This window comes from Chitinophaga silvisoli (genome assembly GCF_003412465.1).
Taxonomy (GTDB): Bacteria; Bacteroidota; Bacteroidia; order Chitinophagales; family Chitinophagaceae; genus Chitinophaga; species Chitinophaga silvisoli.
Window position 1 is genome coordinate 158,400 of sequence record NZ_QTJV01000010.1, and the last position, 22,910, is coordinate 181,309.

The following is a 22,910-nucleotide window of genomic DNA, read 5'->3' on the forward strand; positions in this document are numbered from 1 at the left end:
GCGAAATTTGTGAAAACAATAATTTCAGAAAATAACCATGCACGATATAGAACCATTTTACAATTGGCGCCATTTATATGCTGCTGAGGAGGATGAAAGCTCCCCTTTCTATGGAAGGGAGTACAGTGAATTCACCTTTACGAACACAGTATATAATTATTATGTTCACCCGCAGTGGGATGAATTTGGTTCCAGGAACCTGTATATGAAGGTGCTGTTTGCTGATTATCAATTCAATTATGTGATCATAGAGTTGCTGGGAGAGTGGAATGACGCGATTGAAAACGACATTATGACCCTGAAAAGGGACATAATTGATGTGATGATTGCCACAGGAATCAGAAAATTTCTGCTGATATCTGAGAATGTAATGAACTTTCACTCCTCAGATGATTGTTATTACGAGGAGTGGTGGGATGATATTAAGGATGACGGCGGGTGGATAGTAGCCCTGAACATGCCGGAGCAGACCAGGCAGGAGTTCGAGAAAGCACACCTGGACAACTATGTTCACTTGCTGGATGTTGAAAAATGGCGGCCTTATCAGCCCCAACACATTTACAATGAGATAGATAACCTGATGATGCGCAGGTTGGAGTAGGCATCGCATCGGGTAAATAAAAATTCCGCGTGGCTTTCTGCCGGGTGAAGGAACCTGCATACCTACCTCATTGGATATGAGTACCAATGAGGTTTTGATCCACCTGAAAAATGAGAAATATCATTTGGTTTTTATTTTTCCCGGTTTAACTTTGCGCGATATATTCGAATAATTATCATATCATCTTTTAAGGAAGCTAATTTTACTTATGAAGTGGTCACAGTTTTTTAATACCTCTATCGGTAAAAAATTATTAGTGGGTGCTACAGGCCTGTTCCTTTGTAGTTTTGTTATCGTGCATCTTGTAGGTAATCTTCAGCTGCTGCTCAATGATAACGGGGAAGCCTTTAACACCTACGCGGATTTCATGGCCCACAACGAACTGATCCAGCTTGTGGCATGGGGTTTAAAAGTCGCGGTTATTATCCACTTCTGGGTTGCATTACAACTTACTTTCAGCAACAGAAAAGCGCGTCCGGTTAAGTATGCAGTAAACCCAGGTAATCAGACTTCTTCCTGGTTCAGCCGTCAGATGGCGATCATGGGAAGCATTCTGCTGGTATTCCTGCTCATTCACCTGAAAGATTTCTGGTGGGCTATGCACTACGGTGATTTGCCTAAAGGAAACTTTGGCGGTAAGGAAATGACGGATCTGTACAGCACTGTTTACACGGCGTTCACTACGCAGCTTTGGCTGGTGTTCCTGTATGTAATCGGTATGATTGGTTTGTCTTTCCACCTGATCCATGGCTTTAAGAGTGCTTTCCAGACTTTCGGTCTGAACCATGTAAAGTACAATGGCCTGATCAATTTCTTAGGTGTATGGGTATGGGGAATCCTGATTCCTATTGGTTTTGCGCTTATTCCCGTGATTATCTATTTAAAACATTAAGTAAAGTAAGGAGATATGTTGAACTCAAAAATTCCTGCCGGACCATTAGAACATAAATGGGAAGAATATAAGGGGCATTGTAAGCTGGTGAACCCGGCTAACAAGCGCAACATGGAAGTGATCATTGTGGGTACCGGTCTCGCAGGGGCATCTGCTGCTGCGTCATTGGGCGAGTTAGGATATAAGGTAAAAGCTTTCTGTTTCCAGGATAGCGCCCGCCGTGCACACAGTATTGCTGCACAGGGTGGTATCAACGCTGCAAAAAATTACCAGAACGACGGTGACTCAGTTTACCGTTTGTTTTATGATACTGTAAAAGGTGGTGACTACCGTGCCCGCGAAGCAAATGTGCATCGTCTGGCAGAAGTGAGCGGAAATATTATTGATCAGTGCGTGGCACAGGGTGTTCCTTTTGCACGTGAGTATGGTGGTATGCTGAGCAACCGTTCATTCGGTGGTACCCAGGTACAGCGTACTTTCTACGCAGCTGGTCAAACCGGCCAGCAGCTGCTGTTAGGTGCTTACTCAGCACTGCAGCGCCAGGTGGCTTTGGGGAACGTAACGATGTATACCCGTCATGAAATGCTGGAAATCGTAACGATCGATGGCAAAGCACGTGGTATCATTGCCCGTGACCTCATCACCGGTAAGCTGGAACGTCACTTTGGTCATGCTGTATTGCTGTGTACCGGTGGTTATGGCAACGTATTCTACCTGTCTACCAATGCAATGGGTTCTAACGTAACTGCTGCATGGAAGGCTACCAAAAAAGGTGCTTACTTCGGTAACCCTTGTTACACACAGATTCACCCGACCTGTATCCCTGTTTCCGGTGACCATCAGTCCAAACTGACACTGATGTCTGAATCACTGCGTAACGATGGTCGTATCTGGGTGCCTAAAAAACAAAACGATACCCGCAAGCCAGCTGATATCCCTGAAGATGAAAGGGATTATTACCTGGAAAGAAGATATCCTGCATTCGGTAACCTCGTACCCCGTGATGTGGCTTCCCGTGCTGCGAAAGAAAGATGTGATGCCGGTTATGGTGTAGGTAGCTCCAAACAGGCTGTATACCTCGATTATGCTTCTGCAATTGAGCGTTATGGTAAGATTGAAGCTAACAAAAGACAGATGCACGATGCATCACCTGAGCTCATTACAAAACTGGGTAAGGAAGTAGTAGCTGAGAAATATGGTAACCTGTTCGATATGTACGCAAAGATCACCGGTGAGAACCCTTACGAGGTGCCAATGCGTATTTACCCTGCGGTTCACTATACCATGGGTGGTCTGTGGGTTGACTACGAACTGATGACTACTGTAACAGGACTGTATGCACTGGGTGAAGCTAACTTCTCCGATCACGGTGCTAACCGTCTGGGTGCTTCTGCACTGATGCAGGGTCTGGCTGATGGTTACTTCGTAATTCCTTATACACTGGGTAACTACCTGGCTGATGATATCAGGACCAAGGCGATCCCTACTACGCATCCTGCTTTTGAAGAAGCTGAGAAGAGCGTACAGGATACCCTCACCAAACTGATGAACATCAAGGGTACCAAATCCGTAGACTACTTCCACAAGAAACTGGGTAAGATCATGTGGGATAAATGCGGTATGGCACGTAACGAAAAGGGCCTGACTGAAGCAATCGATGAGATCATTGCTTTACAGAAAGAGTTCTGGAGTGACGTTCGTATTCCTGGTGAGCAAAATGAGTTCAACCCTGAACTGGAAAAAGCTGGCCGTGTGGCTGACTTCCTGGAACTGGGTGAACTGATGTGCCGCGATGCACTGAATCGTAGAGAAAGCTGTGGTGGTCACTTCCGTGAAGAATCCCAGGAAGATGGCGGTGAAGCAAAACGTGATGATGAAAACTTCTCTTACGTTTCTGCATGGGAATACAAAGGACCTAACCAATACGAGCTGCATAAAGAAGAGCTGGTATTTGAGGTTTGTAAACCTACTCAGCGTAACTATAAATAAGGTCTTGTCTGGCTACGGCCAGATTATTTACAACAATAATAGTCCAACCAGATGGTACATTATAACATGAATCTTACACTTAAAGTGTGGAGACAGAAAAATGCAGAGGCGAAGGGTAATTTCGAAAATTATCAGGTAAGTGAGATTTCTTCTGAAATGTCATTCCTGGAAATGTTCGATGTGCTGAATGAGCGTCTAATTAACGAAGGAAAGGAACCAATCGCTTTTGATCACGATTGCCGTGAGGGTATCTGCGGTATGTGTTCCATGCATATCAATGGCCGTGCACATGGTCCATGGGAGGGTACTACCACTTGTCAGCTGCACATGCGTGCTTTCAAGGATGGTGATACTATCACCGTTGAGCCATGGAGAGCGGGTGCTTTCCCTGTAATCAAGGATTTAACGGTACACCGTGCTGCTTTTGACCGTATCATGGAAGCAGGTGGTTTCGTATCTGTAAATACAGGTAATGCACAGGATGCAAACAACATTCCTGTTGCGAAGGATATTGCAGATGAAGCTTTTGCTGCTGCTGCCTGTATCGGTTGCGGTGCCTGTGTAGCTGCCTGTAAGAATTCTTCTGCAATGCTGTTCGTTTCTGCGAAGGTATCCCAGCTGGCATTGCTGCCACAGGGTCAACCTGAGAAGAAGAGCCGTGTACTGAACATGCTGGCTCAGATGGATAAGGAAGGTTTCGGTAGCTGTACGAATACAGGTGCCTGTGAAGCTGAATGTCCAAAAGAAATCTCACTGACTAATATTGCCCGTCTGAACAGGGAGTTTATCAGTGCTGGTTTTACTTACGAGAAGTAATATCGTCGTAATTGAAAATATAGAGGATGTACCGGGATACCGGTACGTCCTTTTTTGTTTTTAAGTATCCGGGTTTCGATAACTGCCATATGCCCGTTCCTCCATTTTTCCCTGGTTTTTTGCAGTCATAATTTGTAATTTCCTGTAGTTCCCAAAAAATTCCGTTATGATTCAACAATCCCGAAGAACATTCCTGCGCAATGTAGGCGGCACTGCTGCCCTTCTTGGCTCACTTTCCTCCTTTGCTAAATATGCCCCCAGCGATAAGATAAGAATAGGCTGTGTGGGTATGGGCATCATGGGCTTTTCCGATGTGAAAGACTCATTAAGTATTCCAGGCGTTGAACTGGCTGGGGTAGCAGACCTCTATACCGGCCACCTCACGAAAGTAAAGGAGGTATACGGCAAAGAGATCTTTACCACCCGCGATTACAGAGAACTGCTGGAAAGAAAAGACATCGATGCGATCATCGTTGCTACTCCTGACTTCTGGCATGACACCATTTCTATCGCTGCCATGGAAAAAGGCAAGGCGGTATACTGCGAAAAGCCGATGGTACAACAGATCTCCGAAGGCCACCAGGTGATAGCTACACAAGCCAGGACCAAAGCTGTATTCCAGGTAGGGAGTCAGCGTGTAAGCAGCGTAGGACTTGCGGAAGCCAGGAAACGCTACCTGGCAGGCGATATCGGTGAACTGGTGATGGTGGAGGCCCACATGGATCGTCATGATGCTATTGGGGCCTGGCAATATTCAATACCCCCTGATGCCTCACCAGCTACCGTTGATTTCGATACCTGGCTGAAAGATACCCCTAAGATCCCTTTTGATCCTGTCCGTTTTTTCCGCTGGCGCAATTACCAGGCTTATGGCACAGGTATTCCCGGCGACCTCTTTGTACACCTCATTTCAGGCCTGCATTTCATGACAGGTGCCTTAGGTCCTCAAAGAGTCTTCGCTACCGGCTCCCTGAAACAATGGAATGATGGCCGCGATGTACCTGATGTTGTGATGGCCCTGATGGATTATCCCGGCTTCCATGTGAACCTGAGAGTAAATTTTGCAGATGGCGGCGGCGGCGGTGAGTTCACAAGACTCGTAGGTACAGAAGGTGTGCTGGAATTAGGCTGGGACAGCTTTAAAATAAAGAAACATAAACTGGCTGCAGCGCCGGGATATGGTGGCTGGGATACCTACAATACCTGGCCCAAAGATACCCAGGATGCCTATGTGAAAGAATACAATGAGAAATATACGCCTGAGCAAAGGCAACAACCTGTACAACAGGGTGAGAGCGTGTTTACAGCTCCCGAGGGATACAACTCCCACATTGATCACCTGGCTAATTTTTATGAATCTGTGAGAAGCGGCAGGAAAGTGGTAGAAGATGCTACCTTTGGTCTTCGGGCTGCAGGACCAGCTTTGCTGACGAATGAAAGTTATTTTCAGCAACGTCCCATAAAGTGGGACCCTGTGAAGATGGTGGAGGTAGGTTAATTTTGTACTTTTATAATCTCAATTATTACCACCTATGAGGATAGCCGCTGCTTTTTACCTGGTCTCAGCTATGGCCCTGTTTGCCTGTAAGGAAAAAAAGAAAGTTATGTCAGCAGAATCAACGACAACAATAGCCGCTCCTGTAGCGGAAAAGAAAGATACAGCGCTTACTATTCACGGAGATACCCGTATAGATAGCTATTACTGGATGAAGGATCGGAATGATCCCAAAGTCCTGGCTTACCTGAATGCAGAGAATGCCTACCTGGATACCCTGATGGCACCTGCTGCACAATTGCGTAAGAAGCTGTATGAGGAAATGAGGGGCAGGATCATGGAAACAGATGCCAGTGTGCCTTATCTCAAAGATGGTTATTACTACTACACCCGTTATGTAGAAGGGAAAGAATATCCGATCTACTGCCGCAAGAAAGGTAGTCTGGAAGCCAAAGAAGAAATCACCCTCAACGTGAATGAAATGGCGGCCGGACATGATTATTACCAGGTAGGGGGTATGGCGGTAAGCCCTGACGGACAATGGTTAGCATTCGGTGTTGATACCGTGAGCCGCCGTCAGTACACCATCCGTATCAAGAATCTGCAGACTGGTGAGATCCTCCCTGATGCTATTGTAAATACCACAGGTGGGGCGGCATGGGCCAGTGATAACAAGACCTTCTTCTATACTGGCAAAGACCCTGTAACCCTGCGTGCTGACAGAATAGGCAGGCACATAGTAGGTACTGAGGCTGCAAAGGATAAAGAGATCTTCCATGAGAAAGATGAGACCTATAATACCGTTGCTTACAGAAGTAAATCAGGTCAGTTCATCTTCATCGCCAGTGAAAGTACATTGTCTTCAGAATACAGGATCCTGGATGCTTCAAAGCCGATGAATGATGCGAAAATATTCTATCCACGCCAGCATGACATGCTGTATGATGTAGATCACCAGGATCAGCATTTTTATATCAGAACAAACTATGAAGCGAAAAACTTCAGACTGATGGAATGCCCGCTGGACAAAACAAATATCAAAGACTGGAAAGAAGTGATACCTCATCGTGCCGATGTATTGCTGGAAGGACAGGAGCTGTTTAAAGAGCACATGGTACTGAGCGAGCGCAAGAATGGACTAACACAATTGCGTGTGATCAACACACATACTCACCAGGAGCATTACCTGCACTTCGATGAACCTGCTTATGTTGCAAGTGTTTCTATCAATCCTGAGTTTGATACAAAGACATTGCGCTATGTATATACTTCCATGACCACACCTAATTCAACTTATGATTATGACATGGAAGCGAAGACAAACGAGTTGAAGAAAAGACAGGAAGTATTAGGTGGTTATGACCCTAAAAACTATGTGACAGAGCGCGTATATGCAACTGCAAGAGATGGTGTGAAGGTGCCGATTTCTATCGTGTATAAGAAAGGATTTGAGAAGGATGGTAAGCGACCTTTATTGCTGTATGGATATGGTTCTTATGGATATAGTATTGATCCGGGTTTCAGCTCAAACAGGTTAAGTCTGCTGGACAGAGGGTTTGCCTATGCTATCGCTCATATTCGTGGAGGGGAAGAGATGGGCAGACAGTGGTATGAAGATGGAAAGTTGTTTAAGAAGAAGAATACATTTACAGACTTCATTGATTGTGCCGAATACCTGATAGCGCAGAAGTATACGGATAGTACGCATTTGTATGCAATGGGTGGTAGTGCCGGCGGTTTGCTGATGGGTGCTGTTGTGAATATGCGTCCAAAACTATGGAATGGGGTGATTGCAGCAGTGCCCTTTGTAGATGTGGTGACAACCATGCTGGATGAGAGTATTCCATTGACAACGGGAGAGTTTGACGAGTGGGGAAATCCTAAGAATAAGGACTATTACGAATACATGAAGTCTTATTCTCCATATGATAATGTGGTAGCGCAGGAATATCCGAATATGCTGGTATTGACAGGGCTGCATGATTCACAGGTGCAGTATTGGGAGCCTGCCAAGTGGGTGGCGAAGTTGAGGGAGTTGAAGACAGATAAGCATTTGTTATTGTTCAAGACGGATATGGAAGCAGGGCATGGCGGTGCTTCAGGAAGGTTTAAGCCTTTGGAAGATGTGGCTTTGCAGTATGCATTCCTGCTGGGACTTGAAGGGAAGTAATTGAATGGAGAAAGACCGGGAAAATTCTGACTACTGCCTGTCAAAAGCATGGTACAATGCTTGCCGGCAGGCAGTAGTTTTTTACATACTATGATTAATGCTGAAATAATTGCTGTAATTTTTTATCCAGTTTTGTACCCCTTAAATCCCTTGCTACAATTACCCCTTTGTTGTTGACCAGCACATTAAAAGGGATGGCATTTACCTGGTAAAATACAGGAAGTTTATTATTACTGATTACATTCACCCATGGCAGATGCAGATCTTTTAGCGCTTTTAACCAGGAGTTCCTGAACATATCCATCGATATAGCATAGATGTTGAATCCATCCGGATGATAACGGGCATATGCTTCTTTTAAGAATGGAAACTCCTGTCTGCATGGTACACACCAGCTGGCCCAAAGATCAATCAGGGTGTATTTATTTTGCTTTACGGTAGTCATGATATTTTTGGATTGCTTATTTGCATCTTCCAATACCAGTGAGGGAATAGTTCTTCCCACGGCATACTGTAGGGATTTGTCAATAACAGATTTTACACTGATGCCGTACCCGGATTGCAGTAATGAAGTATTTAAACTTTTAAAGAGCTTAGCGGCAACTTCTGCATCCATCCCATTTTTTAAATCCTGTGACAGCACATATAAACTGAAGAATTGCTGGTTATTATGTTGGATATAGGCTTCATCTTTCCTGAAGAGGATCTCATTTAAGGAATCTATTTTACGATTAAGAATAGCAAGTGTATCCTGTGTGGACAAGCCTGGAGTTACTTTGTCTTCAAGGTCCAGGTAGTTGAATGTATAAGATAAAATCTCATCCAGGAGAGGTTTGTTTTCCTCCTGATAAGTGAAATATGCCTGGTTAGTAGCGGAGCCTTTGACTACAGATTGGCTGATGTTGGTGCTGTTGATATCGAGTGTATAGTTCCCCTTTTCTAAGAAAAAGTAAAATTCATGGTTTTGATGACTACTATCTCCCATGATGGTTACGGCGGTAAATTCCGGTTCAGTTACCTGACCATGGTACACAAAGGTTCCCTTATCTACAGGGATCGTATCCATAACAAGGTTTCCCGGGCTGTAACGTTTAAATAGCAAGGTATCCTGGTTAGTTCCGCTCACCTTTCCTGAGATAGAAAACGGATTGGATGTTTGCTGTGCCTGTAATGCTGTGATGCAGGTGAGCAGGGGAAAAAACAGGCAGATCGTTTTGGTCACACAATTCATTTAGTAGCCCTGGTTTTGAATTAATGATGAATTTTTTATGTCGCTTAGCGGAATAGGAAACAGCATATATTTCTCGTTCCATATACCAGGTTTAAAGCTTCCCAGTACAGTATTGATACTTTTATTCCGTTTCAGGCTGATCCATCTGTCTGCCCATTCAAAGCAGAGCTCTTTACGTCTTTCTTCAATGATGGCATCGGTAAGTGCCTGCCCATTGAGAGAGGATGGCAGGTTGTCGACGCCGGCTCGCTGACGAAGCAGGTTTGCATCATCCAGTGCTTTCTCATTTTGTTGTAGACGTGCATAGGCTTCTGCCCTGTTGAGCAGGACTTCGTCGAGTTTAAACATGACCAGGTATTCTGCAGGTGCGCTATCGTCATAACCGTTATTCAGGTACTTATTGTTGACAAAAATAAGTGTGCCTGTACCATCATCTTCCTGCTTAATAAAACGGTCCCTACGGGCATCATTTTCATCAAAAGCGTTATACAGGCTGCCGTTACTGTCATGTGTGACACCATAGGTGGTGCCTGGATCATTGCTTACCTGTCCAACTGATGAATAATTGTATTGGTTCCATAACTGCATAATAGTTTCGCTGCTGGATGCATTGAACATATCATTCAGTGTAGCCAGTGCATAGCGGTTGTCGTTGAGGACGATGCTGGCGGCATTGATAGCTTCCTGATAATCACCTTTTGTGAGTGCTACTCTTGCCAGAAGAGCATTTACGGCAGCGCGGTTAAAATGGAATCGTCCGGTTGTAGGGTAATCTTCAGACACCAGAGAATCTGCCAGTTGCAGGTCTGTCATACAATAATTGAGTATGCTATCGGTGCCTGTTCTTGTAAAATGGCTGGTGACGGCATAATTCCCATCAGTAACGTAAGGCAGGGGACCATAGAAAGCGGCGAGGTAATAATAGAAGAAAGCGCGCCACGCCAGTGCTTCTCCTTTACATTGCTTTTTATAGGCGGCAGACATACCGGTAGAGGCATCCACACCCGATATGATACTGTTGGCGTAATAAATATACCTGTAGAAGTTACTCCAGTAATCGTTGGTTGGTGCGTCTATGGGACGAAGCTGATAGTTGTACAGCACATAACCGGCGGAACCGGGAACTGCCTGGTAGCTCAAAGGTTCCATATCATCAGTGATGAAAGATAGATCCAGGTGTATACCATAAGAGAGGGTTCCGCTACTGGCGAATTCACTGTAAATTCCTGCCAGCTGTAAGGCTGCCACCGAATCGTTGCGAAAAGCTTTCTCTTCATTGAGAATATATTTGGGTGTTACCTCCAGTGCTTTGTTGCAGGACGTGGTAATACATGACACGACAAACAATGGAAGAAAGGATAAAAGAATATGATGAATGCGATTATTTTTCATAATGACTACTGGTTTAAAATGCAGACCTGATACCTAAAGTGAATGCTCTTAAATTCGGCATATTCATGCCTGTTTCCGGATCGAAGCCGGGGTTGGACGTAAATGTCCAGAGGTTGTTCACTAACGCATAAATATTTAAGCGGGTGATGTGTAATTTTTTGAACCATTTTTCGGGCAGCAGGTAGTTGGCAGAGACGCTTGATATGCGGAGGTAACTGCCCGAATAGTAGGCTGCAAGGGAGTTGTTGTAATAGTAGAAGCTACCGTCATTGTTCCCGGCAGCAGATGCTTTCGGAAATTTTTTTACATCCCCTGCTTGCTCCCATACATTGCCGTATTCTATTGCAGGCTGGTTGTAGATGGATCCGGGTTTGAAGTCATAAAACTGTGTATAATCCTGGTTTTTAAAGCTCAGAAAAACGTCCAGTGTAAAGTTTTTGTAGGTAAACCTGTTATCTATTCCTCCTGTATAATGCGGCAGGGATGAGCCCAGATAAGTATAATCATAATCAGGTGATATAACGCCGTCTTTATTAACATCATCAACAGTTACCGTTCCATCTGCAGGATTTACGACGGCATTCCTGTAGCCGAGGATGGGTGAGATAGATTTATTGAGAAAAAACTGTGAACGATAAGGTGAGTTTTCAAGCCCCGGGAAAGCGACGAGTTTATTCCGTGCAAAAGATATATTGAAACTACTGGTCCAGCTAAAATTTTTCTTCTTTACAGGATCTATCTGGAAAGTCATTTCCACTCCTGAATTTTCAATAAGGGCGTTTAAATTGGCAGGAACATTATCATTGCCAACAAATGAGGGGAGTGTATATGCTACCAGTTGGTTACCTGACCTATTGCGGAAATAATCTACTGTCAGCATTATTCTATTTTTCCAGGCACCCAGCTCCATTCCGATATCAATTTTACGGGTAGTCTCCCACTGGTATTTATCATTGAAAAGATTATTAGCATGGTAACCCTGCACATTTTCGTAGGTTGATTGTGAAAGGATGTAGTTGACAAAATATTGATAATCGCCAATTGCATCACTACCGGTTATACCGTAGCTGGCTCTCAGTTTTGCAAAACTGATTGCTGGTTTCATCCATTGAAAGAAATGTTCTGAGGAGAAGTTCCAGGCTGCGCCGACAGAGCCGAAATTGCCATACTTTCTACCTGGTCCAAAGCGGGAAGAGCCGTCCCGGCGGCCGGTGAGGTTTAATACATATTTCTCGTCATAGTTATAGGAGAGGCGTGTAAAACCACTCAGGAACTTATAGGTGCCTTCTGCATAGTAATAGTTGACTGCCTGGGCTTTTGAAAAATCGGTCAGCTCATCATCATTTGTGAACCCGGTTGCATATTGTGACCTGGATTCATGAAGGGTTCTCATGTAAGTTCCGCCCAGTAAAACATCAAAATGGTTTTTGCCGCTGGTGAAGTTATATGTTAACTGAGGTTCAATATTGAGTGTATAGGTTATATTATTTCCTTTTTGTGCATTTGCCAGTGCACCGCTGCCCGGAGCTTGTGCTGCCAGTGGGTTTTTCCCAAATTCATTTAGCTGCATGCGATTATAGCCGGCAGTTATCTTAGCTTCCCAACCTTTACCAAGCAGGTAGCTGGTATTGATACTGCTGGTGAATGATTGGGTTTGATTATAAAAGGTACTTTTTTGAGCGGCGATGGGGTTACCGACAGTATTAGCAAGCGACCAGTTAAGGCTACCATCAGCATTGTACAGGCTGAAATTGGGAGGTAATGCGACGAAGCTGGTAAGTGACATGGGAATGACATCGTTGTGATCTGTGGAATAACCCAAAATCACATTGGACTGCAGTTTCCCATCTTTGGAGGTATGGTTACCGGAAAAAGAAAAATTCCCTTTGCGAAGTCCTGACCGGCTATTGTAGATGGTAGATTGTGAGCCATACCCTGCCGCCAGGCGAAAACTGTTGTAGTTACCGCCCGCACTTACAGAAAACTGAACATTATGCATAAGGGCTGCTTTGTTAAAATATTCTTTTTGCCAGTCGTGGTTGATGGTAGAATCCCACAATACCAGGTCGGGCGCATTTGTACTGTCTATATCCACGCCATCATTGGCAAAGCCTTGCCTACGCATCGCCCTGTATTTTGAAATGTCCAGCATGGGTACATGTTTGGGTATTTTCTGTATGGTAGTGGAGGCATCCAGCGAAAATTGCAGGCCGCTGCCGGTATTTTTTTTGGTGGTGATCAGGATGACTCCATTGGCTCCTCTTGCGCCATATATAGCAGTAGCATCTGCATCCTTCAGCACCTGGATGCTTTCGATGGAAGACGGATCAATAGATTTAAAAGGACTTTCACTATAGGTGGCGGTGGAAATGTTGGAAAGGGTGTTGTTATTAAACGGAATACCGTCAACAATAAACAATGGAGCAGTCACGCTGTAAGTTCCATTATTGGTAAGTCCCATCGAATTAACCCCGCGGATGTTGATATTGGAATAGGCACCTGCCAGCCCGCTACTGGGGGTAATCACTAACCCGGGTACGCGACCGGACAGTGCCTGTAGTGGATCCATTGTAGCCGTTTTCTCAATGTCTGTTGCAGTAATTTTAACGCTGGAACCGGTATTCAGCCGTTTGTTCACCGTTTGGCCGTAAGCAAGAACGACTACTTCATCCAGTGCATTTTCGGCAGTAGACATTTTAAACTTCATTTCAGGCTGACTGATTACGGCGATCAACTGATCGAATCCCATATAGTTCAGTTGTATGGAGTCGCCGGCTTCCATGTCAGGTATCGTAATATTTCCCTGTTTGTCAGCCATTAAGAATTTTTGAAGTCGCGGTATATAAACAAATACTTCCGGTATGGGATGATCCTCCTCATCGGTAATATATGCGGAGAAGGTAAACTTTTGCCCCGGTGGGGGAGTCGTTAGTTTTATCACCACATTTTTGTCTATGATTTTGTATTGAATAGGAATCAGCTTTTGACAATACTGGAGAACGCCGGTCATAGGTGTATCGTTCAGGTCTATGTCGAAAATTTTCTTATCCATTTCGTGTGGATCATAGACAAACGTATAACCCGTTTGCCTGGAAACCTCGGTAAGTACTTTAGGCAGCGTAGTCTGGTGTAAATGTAGCGTCACGTTCTGTGCCTGGAGGCATGTACTGAATAACAGGCCTGCAATGCAGGCACAGGAGAAGAGCAGAAATTTCATGAAAGCTTAAATAATGGTTGGTTGATATTATTGTGCCGGTACAACGATGGTCTGATCTTCTATATAAAAATCAATCCCGTCGTAGCGAAGTAATTCACGTAACTGTGATAACCTGATGTTGCGGTGTATTTGTCCACTGATGCGTTTGTCAGGAATAGATCCTTCAAAACGGATATCAGCCTTGTACCAACGGGCTATTTCTTCGAGGGCATCTTTCACCGGTGTGTTGTCAAAGCTGAATAGGCCGTTTTTCCATCCTACAGCCAGTGATGTATCTGCCGGCATGGCTGCAACACTGATACGCTGATCCTGGAATACTGTCCGCTGGCTGGGATGGACTACCAGTGCCTGCAAAGGTTTGCGCGAATCGTACACCCTGATTTTGCCTTCAAGTAAGGTAGTGATGATACTATCCTCGCTGTGGTATGCATTGATATTAAAATGCGTGCCCAGTACTTCGACATTTTGATGCCCTGTTTTCACGATAAAAGGATGACTGGCATCTGCAGCAATTTCAAAATAAGCCTCTCCGGTTAACAACACTTCACGTGTTTTGCCGGTGAACCGTACAGGATAACGGAGGGAAGAAGCATTATTCAGCCATACGATTGTACCATCAGCGAGTATGATGCGGTATTTGTTACCAGCCCTTGTTTGCAAGGTATGCAAGGCTGTGCTATTGGGTGCGAAGGTTGTTGAGGCAGGAGTGTAGCGGAGCGTACCATCCGGCGATGCAACAATAGCGTTATTGCCATCTGTCAGTTGGAGATGCTGATTTTCCGAAAGCTTTACTTCCCGGCCATCAGATAGGGTGAGAATTACATCTGCCTGAGCAGGCAGCATGTCATTTGCCGGCAGGGCAATATTGGGCTGATCTGATTGCTTACGATGATAGCTGAACAGGAGTACAACGAGTAGTACAAGTGGCAGGCCCCATAGAATGCCCTGACGGATACGCCGGTTGCGCAAGGGCCTTTTGCGGCGGGGTGCCACAGGCTCCTGCAAGGTATGCATCAACTGATTAAACAACATTTCTTTCCGGCTATCCGGCATATCGGCACCTGCATCCGGCCACCATTTATCAAGGGCAGAAAATGTTTCGCGATTATCCCGGATATCCTGCAATAGCTGATCCCATTCTTCTTTTGACAGGTTGCCGTGAATAAAGGAATCCAACAGATTTTTGGTTGATTTTTCCATTTATCTCTTCATTATAAACTAAACGGTCTACCTATAATGACGGTGAAAAGAAGAGCTATAACTAATGGGATTTAAAAATTAATGGATTTTATGTAAAAAAATCAGGAGGGTAATAATATCCACCTGTTGTAACAGGTGGGCGCGGAGAAATTTTTGTGCGTCAGTCAGGTGATTGTTAATAGTGGCTTTGGATAACCCGGTCAATTTACTGATTTGTTCATGGGTCATTCCGCCTTCTCTGCTCAGCAGGAATATTTTTTTGCGCTGAGGAGACAGCATGTTGATGGCATTCATTAAAGCGGCATTGAATTCACGCTGGCATAATTGATAATCTGCCATTTCAGACTCGGTGAGTTCCTGTGAGTGTATCCAGGTTTCATCCTGTATTTCAGGTTTATTGGCAACGGAGCGTAGGTAGTCGATCGCTTTATTCCGGGCTATTCTGAAGAAAAAGGCATCGATATTCTGTACCTGGGGGAGCATGTCGCGTGCTAACCAGATTTTGGTCAATACGTCCATGGCCACTTCTTCTGCAACGGCCGGAAATTTTATAATAGGATTCAGATAGCCTGTCAGTTTAGGCAAATAAGCATTAAAAAGCAGCCTGAAGGCGGCTTCATTTCCCTGTGCTATCAGCAATAATAAGTCTTTGTCTATTGCAGCATCCAATGGCTGTTTTTTTTGAAACAAGAATTTCTGAAATCTGCTTAAACCGTTCTACCACCTGAAATGCCCCGATTTGTGGGGTGCGAACGACGGAAAGATAATTTTGGTGTATCATTTATAAGTGCTGGAAATATTCCCCCTGAACCAGCTCTTTTTTTAGAATGACGTTGAAAAAAGGTAATATAACTAATGCCATCAAAAAAAAGCAGTCGTCATCTTTCAAATTTTGAAAAGGTAGCGCCTGCATTTTATTGTACATGCAGGCGCTGTTATCATCCTAGGAACTCGGTTTTTACCGTTTCTCCGAAGAAAATGTTTGTTAGTTTTTCAAAGATAACCGGATCATCTGTAGTAAAGAACCTGCGGTTACCGTTTTTACTCAGTCTCGTTTCCATTTCAGGATGTCTTTGCAGATAATCCTTGAGGCTATGAGCAACGATCTTTCCCTGAGACAATAGAGTAATACCAGCTGGTAAATATTGCCTGATTTTTTTAGTGAGAATCGGGTAATGGGTGCATGCCAATACCAGTGTATCGATATCAGGTGCATCCGTCAGGATCTGATCCAGGTATTTCTTTACGAAATAATCAGCTCCTTCGCTATCCGCTTCTCCATTCTCAATCAGGGGCACCCACATGGGGCAGGCCAGCTGATGGACTTTTACATGTGGAAAGAACTTTTTGATCTCAATGGGATACGATTCCGAGCTCACTGTACCTTTTGTAGCCAGTATGCCTACCTCGCCAGTCTGGGTGAGGGTACCTACCATTTCGGTAGTAGGTCTGATTACCCCGAGTACGCGGCGATCCGGAGCGATGTTTGGCAGGTCTTTTTGCTGGATGGTGCGGAGTGCTTTGGCGGAAGCCGTGTTACAGGCCAGCACGACCAAAGGACAGCCCATGTCAAAAAGGTGCTGCACACATTCCAGTGTGTAGGTATGAATGGTTTCAAAGCCTCTGTTGCCATAGGGGGCACGGGCATTGTCGCCCAGGTAGATATAATCGTATTGCGGGAGGGCGGCGATGATCTCTTTGAGCACCGTCAGACCGCCATAGCCGGAGTCGAATACGCCAATTGGCCCAGTTGTCATTTCTTTATTTTTTCATCAATCCTTCACCTGTCAGGTCATAGATTTCCTGAATTTCGTGCAGGACTCTTTCGAAATCAATCTTCAGATCTTTCAGTTCTCCGTTGCGCAGGTCATATACCCAGCCATGAACGGTAGGGAATTGATTTTGCAGGTAGGATTGCTGTACGGCGGCAGTTTTGATTACGTTCACACATTGCTCCTGTACATTCAGTTCTACCAGTCGGTTGTAACGGGCATGCTCATCCTGGATGGCGTTCAGTTCCTCTTTGTGCAGGCGGTATACATCCCGGATGTTGCGGAGCCATGGGTTGAGCAGACCGAGGTCGGCAGGTTGCATAGCAGCTTTTACGCCGCCGCAGTTGTAATGGCCACATACTACGATGTGCTTTACCTGCAGGTGGCGTACGGCGTAGTTGATTACGGCCATTACGTTCAGGTCAGTGTTATTGACCAGGTTCGCGATGTTCCTGTGAACAAATACTTCACCGGCATCCAATCCCATGATCTCATTGGTGGGTACCCGGCTATCGCTACAGCCAATGTAGAGGTAGTCTGGTCGCTGTTCGTTGGCCAGTTTCTCAAAAAATTCCTTGTCGGTAGCGGTTTTCGCGGCTATCCAACGCCTGTTGTTCTCGAAAATCTCGTCGTATTTAGTCATGGCGAAAGTGATTAAAGATGGATCAATGCAGGGGTTAAAATTAAGGTATTAGGATGAGAAGAAAAATTACCGGCGGCAGCGGCTTTTGCCGTAGGTAAAAGCCACTGGTATTGAGGTCTTGCCAGGCGGCCGGCTTAATTTTCTATTAATCTGATAAAATATTGAAACCGTATATTTTTTCGTAACTTTGCGCCTTAAATTTCTTTAGCCAGCATGATCAGTGTTAAAAACGTATCGCTTTCTTTTGGAAAAAGAGTGTTGTTTGATGAAGTTAACCTCAACTTTACCAAGGGCAACTGTTATGGTGTAATCGGCGCAAACGGTGCCGGTAAGTCGACCTTCCTGAAGATCCTTTCAGGTGAGATTGACCCCACCAAAGGAACTGTGGAAATCACCCCTGGTGAACGCATGTCCGTACTGAAACAGAACCACTTTGAGTTTGACGAGGTGTCTGTATTGAATACCGTATTAATGGGTAACAAGAAACTTTGGGAGATCGCTCACGAAAGAGATAGTATCTATGCCAAGGAAGACTTTACCGAAGAGGATGGTATGCGTGCAGGTGAGCTGGAAGCGGAATACGGCGAAATGGGCGGTTATACTGCCGAGAGTGATGCTGGAACCCTGCTGGGCGATCTGGGTGTAAGCGCAGATCTGCATGCAGTGCTGATGAAGGACCTGAGTGGTAGCTTGAAAGTACGTGTACTGCTGGCACAGGCACTGTTTGGTAACCCGGACATCCTGCTGCTGGATGAGCCTACCAACCACCTTGATGTGGAAACCATCGGCTGGTTGGAGAACTTCCTGGCTGATTACGAAAACATCGTGATTGTGGTATCCCACGACCGTCACTTCCTGGATGCGGTTTGTACCCATGTAGCGGACGTAGACCGTGCTAAGATCCAAATCTTCTCCGGTAACTATACCTTCTGGTACGAATCATCTCAGCTGATGGCCCGCCAGATTGCTGATAAGAACAAGAAAATGGAAGATAAGCGTAAAGACCTGATGGACTTCATTGCCCGGTTCAGTGCGAACGCTTCCAAGAGTAAACAGGCAACCTCCCGTAAGAAGGCCCTGGAGAAACTGGTTATCGAAGACATTCAGCCTTCTAACCGTAAGTATCCGGGTATCATCTTCAAGCAACAGCGTGAGGTAGGTAACCAGATTCTGAATGTAGAGAAACTGGAAAAATCTATCGAGGGTAACAAGCTGTTCGCTGATATTACCTTTACAGTGAACAAGGGTGATAAGATCGCCTTCCTGTCTAAGGATCACGTGGCACTGAGTACATTCTTCGAAATCATCAACGGTGAAGATACTGCTGACAGTGGTAAATATGAGTGGGGTACAACTGTAACCACTGCGTATCTGCCCAATGATAATGCGCAGTTCTTTACTGACACCAATATCAACCTGATGGACTGGCTGCGTCAGTTCGTGCCACCACACGTAACAGATGTGGATGAGCCGTTCCTGCGTGGGTTCCTGGGTAAGATGCTGTTCAGCGGTGATGAGATCATGAAGAAGACCAGTGTGCTGAGTGGTGGTGAAAAAGTACGTTGTATGACCAGTCGTATGATGCTGCAGGATCCTAACGTAGTGATCCTGGATGAGCCTACGAACCACCTGGACCTGGAAAGTATCCAGTCTTTCAACGAAAGCATGATCAATTTCAAGGGAGTAGTGCTGTTCACTACCCATGACCATACTTTCATGCAGTCAGTAGCAAACCGTATCATCGAGATTACGCCTAAGGGTGTAATTGACAGGCTGATGACCTTCGATGAATACCTGGCGGATGAGAGAGTGAAAGCGATGAGAGAAGAAATGTATGGTGGTAAGGTACAATTAGCTTAATCACAACAGCTTATAAAGAGAAACGCCGGCAGAACGCCGGCGTTTTTTTATTGTATTGTCCATTCCATAATCTGATTCAATGGCCTCAGGCAAGTACATCGGTGATCACTTTCATCTTCATCGGGTCTAAGGGCTTGGTAATGTAAGCCATTAGTTCCGGTGTACGCTGTACTTTCTGCATATCCCGCATGTCCATAGATGATGAGCACATGATGATGGGAATATGTTGATTGAGGCTCGGTTTGATAGTTTTATAGGCTTCTATGAAATCCCAGCCATTCATACGTTGCATATTCATGTCCAGGATGATTAAGGAGGGCAGTGAATATTGCGGCTGGTCCTGTAACTGAGCCAGCGCATCTTCTGCGCAGAGGAAACTGGTGATTTCAAGATTGTCGGTTTGTTGTTCCAACATCTTTTTCAGGATGAAATGGAAGATCTCATCATCGTCTACGACGTACACCTGCTTCGTGTTTTCCTGCATAATCGGTTCCTGTATTTTAACACTGTTAGTTGAACTCAATCCCAATAACATACAATATAAGATAGCGAGGGGGACACATGGTGATGCAAGATTATGCATTCCCCGGTTTTCACATGAAATTGCAACCTTTTGGGTCGTGGGTTTCCAACTATACAAAAGATTAGTGCAAAGATGGGGGATTTAATTAGAATATTATATATGTCTTTTTCTAAATAACTAATCATTAACAAAATGATCCTTGTGTTAACATTTGGAAGGAGTGCTATCTTTTTTGAAAAAAGAAATCCCGGTATCAGAAGACACCGGGATTGAAATTAATAATATATAGAAGAAAACTACTAGAACAATCCGCCTTTTTTCAGCGTTACTTTACCCTGACCGATTTTGAAACCATCATGGTAGATTTCAACACTGTAATCACCAGGTTTGAAATCAGAGTTTTGTTTCCAGTCCATCACCACGGTCTGTTTCTGACCTAAAGTGTAGGCTACTGTTTTCTTTGCAGTATACAGTTTTTCTGTACCATCATCCAGGGTGAATCTGCCGGAACCCAGGGCTTCTACAGCGAGTGGGGTACCATCAGGAGCGGAGATAGCAACATACAGTTCTTTGTCGCCGGTTGGCGCAATTCTGTTTTCATCCAGATCAAAAGTTACACGCATCATATCAGCGCGTTTAGCCTTTGAAGTTTCTACTTCTTTACCATTCTTTTTCAGCATGATTGGCTGTAAGTGAATGTTCGAAGCGTGCAATACTGAACCGAGGTTAACTTTCCTGTTCAGGCTATCTTTGATAGTACCAACAGAGTCTCTTTCGCGGCGTGCGCTGTTACGCTCGTCGGTCAGCACCAGTTTCTCGCCTTCCAGTTTTTCGATGGTTTCCTGGTAAGAGCTGATGTTGCCTTTCAGTTGTTCGATCAGACGACGGGCTTCAGCCAGTTGTGCCTGAGTCGCGTTTTTGTTGGATAAAATGCTGTTGATTCTGGATTTCATGTCAGCAATTTCCTTATCTTTTGTCTTTACCAGACTATCCATGCGGGTGTTCTGGGAGATCAGGTCATCGAGACGTGCGTTGGCTGCATTATATTCCTGCTGGAGTGCATCCCTGGAAGAAGAAATGGAATCAATCTGAGCACTTTGTTGAGTTTGAATCTCGCTGGATTTATTTTTGTCGTACAGCATATAGATCCAGGTACCGGCTAATGCTGCAATCAAAATACCATATATCAGTCCATTACGGCTTCTTGGTTTTTCAGATCCGGGAGAGCCCGAAGCAGGTTTGTTAAATGTGTTCTCAGTCATAGTCGTTATTATTTATTTAAGTTTAATTGTTATATGGTTAAAACTAATTATACAAATGTAAGTGTTAAAAGTACTTTAATTATAAAAATTTATAAACTGTTTTTCAACTGTGTTACCGAATATCGCATTAGATCAATTATTACTGCTCGACATAGAGACAACACCTGCTGTCAAGGCTTTTGACTGTCTTCCGGAAAACATGCAAACGCTTTGGCTTGACAAAATTGCAAAAACTGCGCCAGATTCATCCGAAGGGGAGGAGCTATACGCTGACCGGGCGGGGATCTTTGCCGAATTTGGGAAGATTGTCTGTATTTCAGTAGGGTTCTTTACCGTGGAAAATGGTCGTTATCAATTGCGAATCAAATCAATTTATCATGATGATGAAAAGGTTTTATTAAGCAGTTTTTTAGAATTGGTCAATAAATTTTATATAAAAAATCCCAAATTCCAGTTTGCAGGTCACAACATCAAAGAATTTGATATTCCTTTTATTTGCAGGCGGTCTGTAATCAACCTGTTATCTTTGCCCCCGGCCTTGCAATTGCATAATCTTAAACCATGGGAAGTTCCTATGTTGGATACAATGCAGTTATGGCGATTTGGCGACTTCAAGAACTATACTTCCCTGAAGTTATTAACAGCAGTATTAGGTATTCCTACTCCCAAAGATGATATCGACGGGAGTATGGTGGCCAAAGTATATTATGGAGAAGCTAATGGCCTGGAAAGGATCGTTACCTATTGTCAGAAAGACGTAGTGGCGGTAGGCCAGCTCCTGATGCGGTTCAAGGGAGTACCCCTGATCGAAGATGGGGATATCGTATATATTAAATAATTTAGGACATGGATTATCAGGATATAATAAAAGACTGGAAACAAAAGAAATTCAAGTCCTTATACTGGCTGGAGGGAGACGAAGACTTCTTTATCGATCAGGTGACCAACTATGCGGAGCATCACCTGCTGGAGGAATCAGAGAAAGGATTCAACCTCACTATATTATATGGAAAGGAGACTTCCTGGAGTGCAGTAATCAATGCCTGCAGGCGCTATCCCATGTTTGCAGAAAGACAGGTCGTGGTATTGAAGGAAGCGCAGGCGATGAAAGACATCCTGAAACTGGAGGCTTATATCGATAAACCACTGGATTCCACCATCTTCGTAGTAGCGCATAAGCAGGGCAAGATTGATGGCCGCAGTAAGATGGCAAAGCTGATTAAAGACAGAGGGGTACTACTCAGTACCAAGAAAATGTATGATAATCAGTTGCCTGCCTGGGTGGATGCATATGTGAATGGATTAGGCAGAGCCATTGCGCAGAAAGCAGCTATTTTGCTGGTAGATCATATTGGTAATGACCTGTCCCGCATTGCGAATGAGATTGATAAACTGCTGGTGAACCTGGCTCCTGAAAAGAAGATTGATGAGAATGATATTGAAAAGTATGTGGGGATCAGTAAAGAATACAATGTGTTTGAATTGCAGAATGCTATTGGGCAAAAGGATATGGGCAAGGTGATGCGCATTATCCAGTATTTTGCAGCTAATCCGAAGGCAGGGCCTATACAGATGGTATTGCCTGCATTGTATAATTTCTTTAGTAAGATGAGCCAGATCTTTGGTGTGAAGGGAGGGGAGAAGGAGATTGCAGCGGCCCTGGGCGTGCATCCTTTTTTTGTGAAGGATTATATGGCGGCAGCAAGGCAGTATGGCGTGGAAGGAACGGAGAAGGCGATATTGCTATTGCATACTTATAACCTGAGGAGTATAGGGATTAATGATAGTGGGGTAGAGGATGGAGAACTGATGAAGGAACTGGCGTATAAAATAATGAATTAAACTTC

At 44.5% G+C, this 22,910-nt stretch carries 18 protein-coding genes; 9 read left to right on the forward strand and 9 right to left on the reverse strand.

Annotated features, from left to right (window positions below; all coding sequences use genetic code 11):
• The first annotated feature begins 37 nt into the window (after positions 1-37).
• The 6 genes from DXN04_RS24970 (at position 38) to DXN04_RS25000 (ending at position 7,963) form a co-directional block, all read left to right on the forward strand.
• Positions 38-601, forward strand: coding sequence for a hypothetical protein (locus DXN04_RS24970; RefSeq protein ID WP_116856134.1), 564 nt, complete (start codon positions 38-40; stop codon positions 599-601).
• 208 nt (positions 602-809) lie between these two features.
• Complete coding sequence (locus tag DXN04_RS24975) at positions 810-1,493, forward strand: succinate dehydrogenase cytochrome b subunit (RefSeq protein WP_116856135.1); 684 nt, start codon at positions 810-812, stop codon at positions 1,491-1,493.
• Positions 1,494-1,508: 15 nt separating this feature from the next.
• Complete coding sequence (locus DXN04_RS24980) at positions 1,509-3,482, forward strand: fumarate reductase/succinate dehydrogenase flavoprotein subunit (protein ID WP_116856136.1); 1,974 nt, start codon at positions 1,509-1,511, stop codon at positions 3,480-3,482.
• Positions 3,483-3,548: 66 nt separating this feature from the next.
• Positions 3,549-4,298, forward strand: a complete 750-nt coding sequence (locus DXN04_RS24985; RefSeq protein ID WP_199415132.1) for a succinate dehydrogenase/fumarate reductase iron-sulfur subunit — start codon at positions 3,549-3,551, stop codon at positions 4,296-4,298.
• Between the two features lie 166 nt (positions 4,299-4,464).
• Positions 4,465-5,796: a Gfo/Idh/MocA family protein gene (locus DXN04_RS24995; protein ID WP_116856139.1), complete on the forward strand. Its 1,332-nt coding sequence runs from the start codon at positions 4,465-4,467 to the stop codon at positions 5,794-5,796.
• 106 nt (positions 5,797-5,902) lie between these two features.
• Positions 5,903-7,963, forward strand: coding sequence for a S9 family peptidase (locus tag DXN04_RS25000; protein WP_233525681.1), 2,061 nt, complete (start codon positions 5,903-5,905; stop codon positions 7,961-7,963).
• A gap of 94 nt (positions 7,964-8,057) precedes the next feature.
• Here the strand turns inward: DXN04_RS25000 and DXN04_RS25005 are convergent, their stop codons facing one another.
• The 7 genes from DXN04_RS25005 to DXN04_RS25035 form a co-directional block, all read right to left on the reverse strand.
• Positions 8,058-9,185, reverse strand: a complete 1,128-nt coding sequence (locus tag DXN04_RS25005; RefSeq protein ID WP_158569138.1) for a TlpA disulfide reductase family protein — start codon at positions 9,183-9,185, stop codon at positions 8,058-8,060.
• Between the two features lie 9 nt (positions 9,186-9,194).
• Complete coding sequence (locus tag DXN04_RS25010; protein WP_116856142.1) at positions 9,195-10,586, reverse strand: RagB/SusD family nutrient uptake outer membrane protein; 1,392 nt, start codon at positions 10,584-10,586, stop codon at positions 9,195-9,197.
• Positions 10,587-10,599: 13 nt separating this feature from the next.
• Positions 10,600-13,803: a SusC/RagA family TonB-linked outer membrane protein gene (locus DXN04_RS25015; RefSeq protein WP_116856143.1), complete on the reverse strand. Its 3,204-nt coding sequence runs from the start codon at positions 13,801-13,803 to the stop codon at positions 10,600-10,602.
• A gap of 27 nt (positions 13,804-13,830) precedes the next feature.
• Positions 13,831-15,003, reverse strand: coding sequence for a FecR family protein (locus DXN04_RS25020; protein ID WP_116856144.1), 1,173 nt, complete (start codon positions 15,001-15,003; stop codon positions 13,831-13,833).
• Positions 15,004-15,081: 78 nt separating this feature from the next.
• Positions 15,082-15,672, reverse strand: coding sequence for an RNA polymerase sigma-70 factor (locus DXN04_RS25025; protein ID WP_158569139.1), 591 nt, complete (start codon positions 15,670-15,672; stop codon positions 15,082-15,084).
• A gap of 269 nt (positions 15,673-15,941) precedes the next feature.
• The gene (gene murI / locus DXN04_RS25030; protein WP_116856146.1) at positions 15,942-16,760 is read right to left on the reverse strand and encodes a glutamate racemase; all 819 of its coding nucleotides are present in this window, start codon (positions 16,758-16,760) and stop codon (positions 15,942-15,944) included.
• A 4-nt stretch (positions 16,761-16,764) separates the two neighbouring features.
• Positions 16,765-17,418: a carbonic anhydrase gene (locus DXN04_RS25035; RefSeq protein ID WP_116856147.1), complete on the reverse strand. Its 654-nt coding sequence runs from the start codon at positions 17,416-17,418 to the stop codon at positions 16,765-16,767.
• A 213-nt stretch (positions 17,419-17,631) separates the two neighbouring features.
• Here DXN04_RS25035 and DXN04_RS25040 point away from each other — a divergent pair, with 213 nt between their 5' ends.
• A complete protein-coding gene (locus DXN04_RS25040) occupies positions 17,632-19,278 on the forward strand; it encodes an ABC-F family ATP-binding cassette domain-containing protein (RefSeq protein ID WP_116856148.1) in 1,647 nt (548 codons plus the stop codon).
• Between the two features lie 85 nt (positions 19,279-19,363).
• Here the strand turns inward: DXN04_RS25040 and DXN04_RS25045 are convergent, their stop codons facing one another.
• Together DXN04_RS25045 and DXN04_RS25050 are read right to left on the reverse strand one after the other, a co-directional pair.
• Positions 19,364-19,762, reverse strand: coding sequence for a response regulator (locus DXN04_RS25045; RefSeq protein ID WP_158569140.1), 399 nt, complete (start codon positions 19,760-19,762; stop codon positions 19,364-19,366).
• A gap of 338 nt (positions 19,763-20,100) precedes the next feature.
• Complete coding sequence (locus DXN04_RS25050) at positions 20,101-21,063, reverse strand: hypothetical protein (protein ID WP_116856150.1); 963 nt, start codon at positions 21,061-21,063, stop codon at positions 20,101-20,103.
• A 109-nt stretch (positions 21,064-21,172) separates the two neighbouring features.
• On the opposite strand from DXN04_RS25050, the gene DXN04_RS25055 reads away from it, so the two are divergent.
• Positions 21,173-21,901 (forward strand): ribonuclease H-like domain-containing protein, encoded by a 729-nt coding sequence (locus DXN04_RS25055; protein WP_116856151.1) that lies wholly within the window; start codon positions 21,173-21,175, stop codon positions 21,899-21,901.
• Positions 21,902-21,909: 8 nt separating this feature from the next.
• Positions 21,910-22,905 carry a DNA polymerase III subunit delta gene (gene holA / locus DXN04_RS25060; RefSeq protein ID WP_116856152.1) on the forward strand — a complete coding sequence of 332 codons (996 nt, stop codon included), beginning with the start codon at positions 21,910-21,912 and terminating at the stop codon, positions 22,903-22,905.
• Positions 22,906-22,910 lie beyond the last annotated feature (5 nt).

Coding starts and splice junctions, on each gene's coding strand:
- DXN04_RS24970 (WP_116856134.1), top strand. CDS start 38: ATGCACGATATAGAACCATTTTACAATTGGCGCCATTTATATGCTGCT.
- DXN04_RS25020 (WP_116856144.1), bottom strand. CDS start 15,003: ATGGAAAAATCAACCAAAAATCTGTTGGATTCCTTTATTCACGGCAAC.
- murI (WP_116856146.1), bottom strand. CDS start 16,760: ATGACAACTGGGCCAATTGGCGTATTCGACTCCGGCTATGGCGGTCTG.
- DXN04_RS25015 (WP_116856143.1), bottom strand. CDS start 13,803: ATGAAATTTCTGCTCTTCTCCTGTGCCTGCATTGCAGGCCTGTTATTC.
- DXN04_RS25045 (WP_158569140.1), bottom strand. CDS start 19,762: ATGCAGGAAAACACGAAGCAGGTGTACGTCGTAGACGATGATGAGATC.
- DXN04_RS25050 (WP_116856150.1), bottom strand. CDS start 21,063: ATGACTGAGAACACATTTAACAAACCTGCTTCGGGCTCTCCCGGATCT.
- DXN04_RS24985 (WP_199415132.1), top strand. CDS start 3,549: ATGAATCTTACACTTAAAGTGTGGAGACAGAAAAATGCAGAGGCGAAG.
- DXN04_RS24980 (WP_116856136.1), top strand. CDS start 1,509: ATGTTGAACTCAAAAATTCCTGCCGGACCATTAGAACATAAATGGGAA.
- DXN04_RS24975 (WP_116856135.1), top strand. CDS start 810: ATGAAGTGGTCACAGTTTTTTAATACCTCTATCGGTAAAAAATTATTA.
- DXN04_RS25040 (WP_116856148.1), top strand. CDS start 17,632: ATGATCAGTGTTAAAAACGTATCGCTTTCTTTTGGAAAAAGAGTGTTG.
- DXN04_RS25000 (WP_233525681.1), top strand. CDS start 5,903: ATGTCAGCAGAATCAACGACAACAATAGCCGCTCCTGTAGCGGAAAAG.
- DXN04_RS25035 (WP_116856147.1), bottom strand. CDS start 17,418: ATGACTAAATACGACGAGATTTTCGAGAACAACAGGCGTTGGATAGCC.
- DXN04_RS24995 (WP_116856139.1), top strand. CDS start 4,465: ATGATTCAACAATCCCGAAGAACATTCCTGCGCAATGTAGGCGGCACT.
- holA (WP_116856152.1), top strand. CDS start 21,910: ATGGATTATCAGGATATAATAAAAGACTGGAAACAAAAGAAATTCAAG.
- DXN04_RS25010 (WP_116856142.1), bottom strand. CDS start 10,586: ATGAAAAATAATCGCATTCATCATATTCTTTTATCCTTTCTTCCATTG.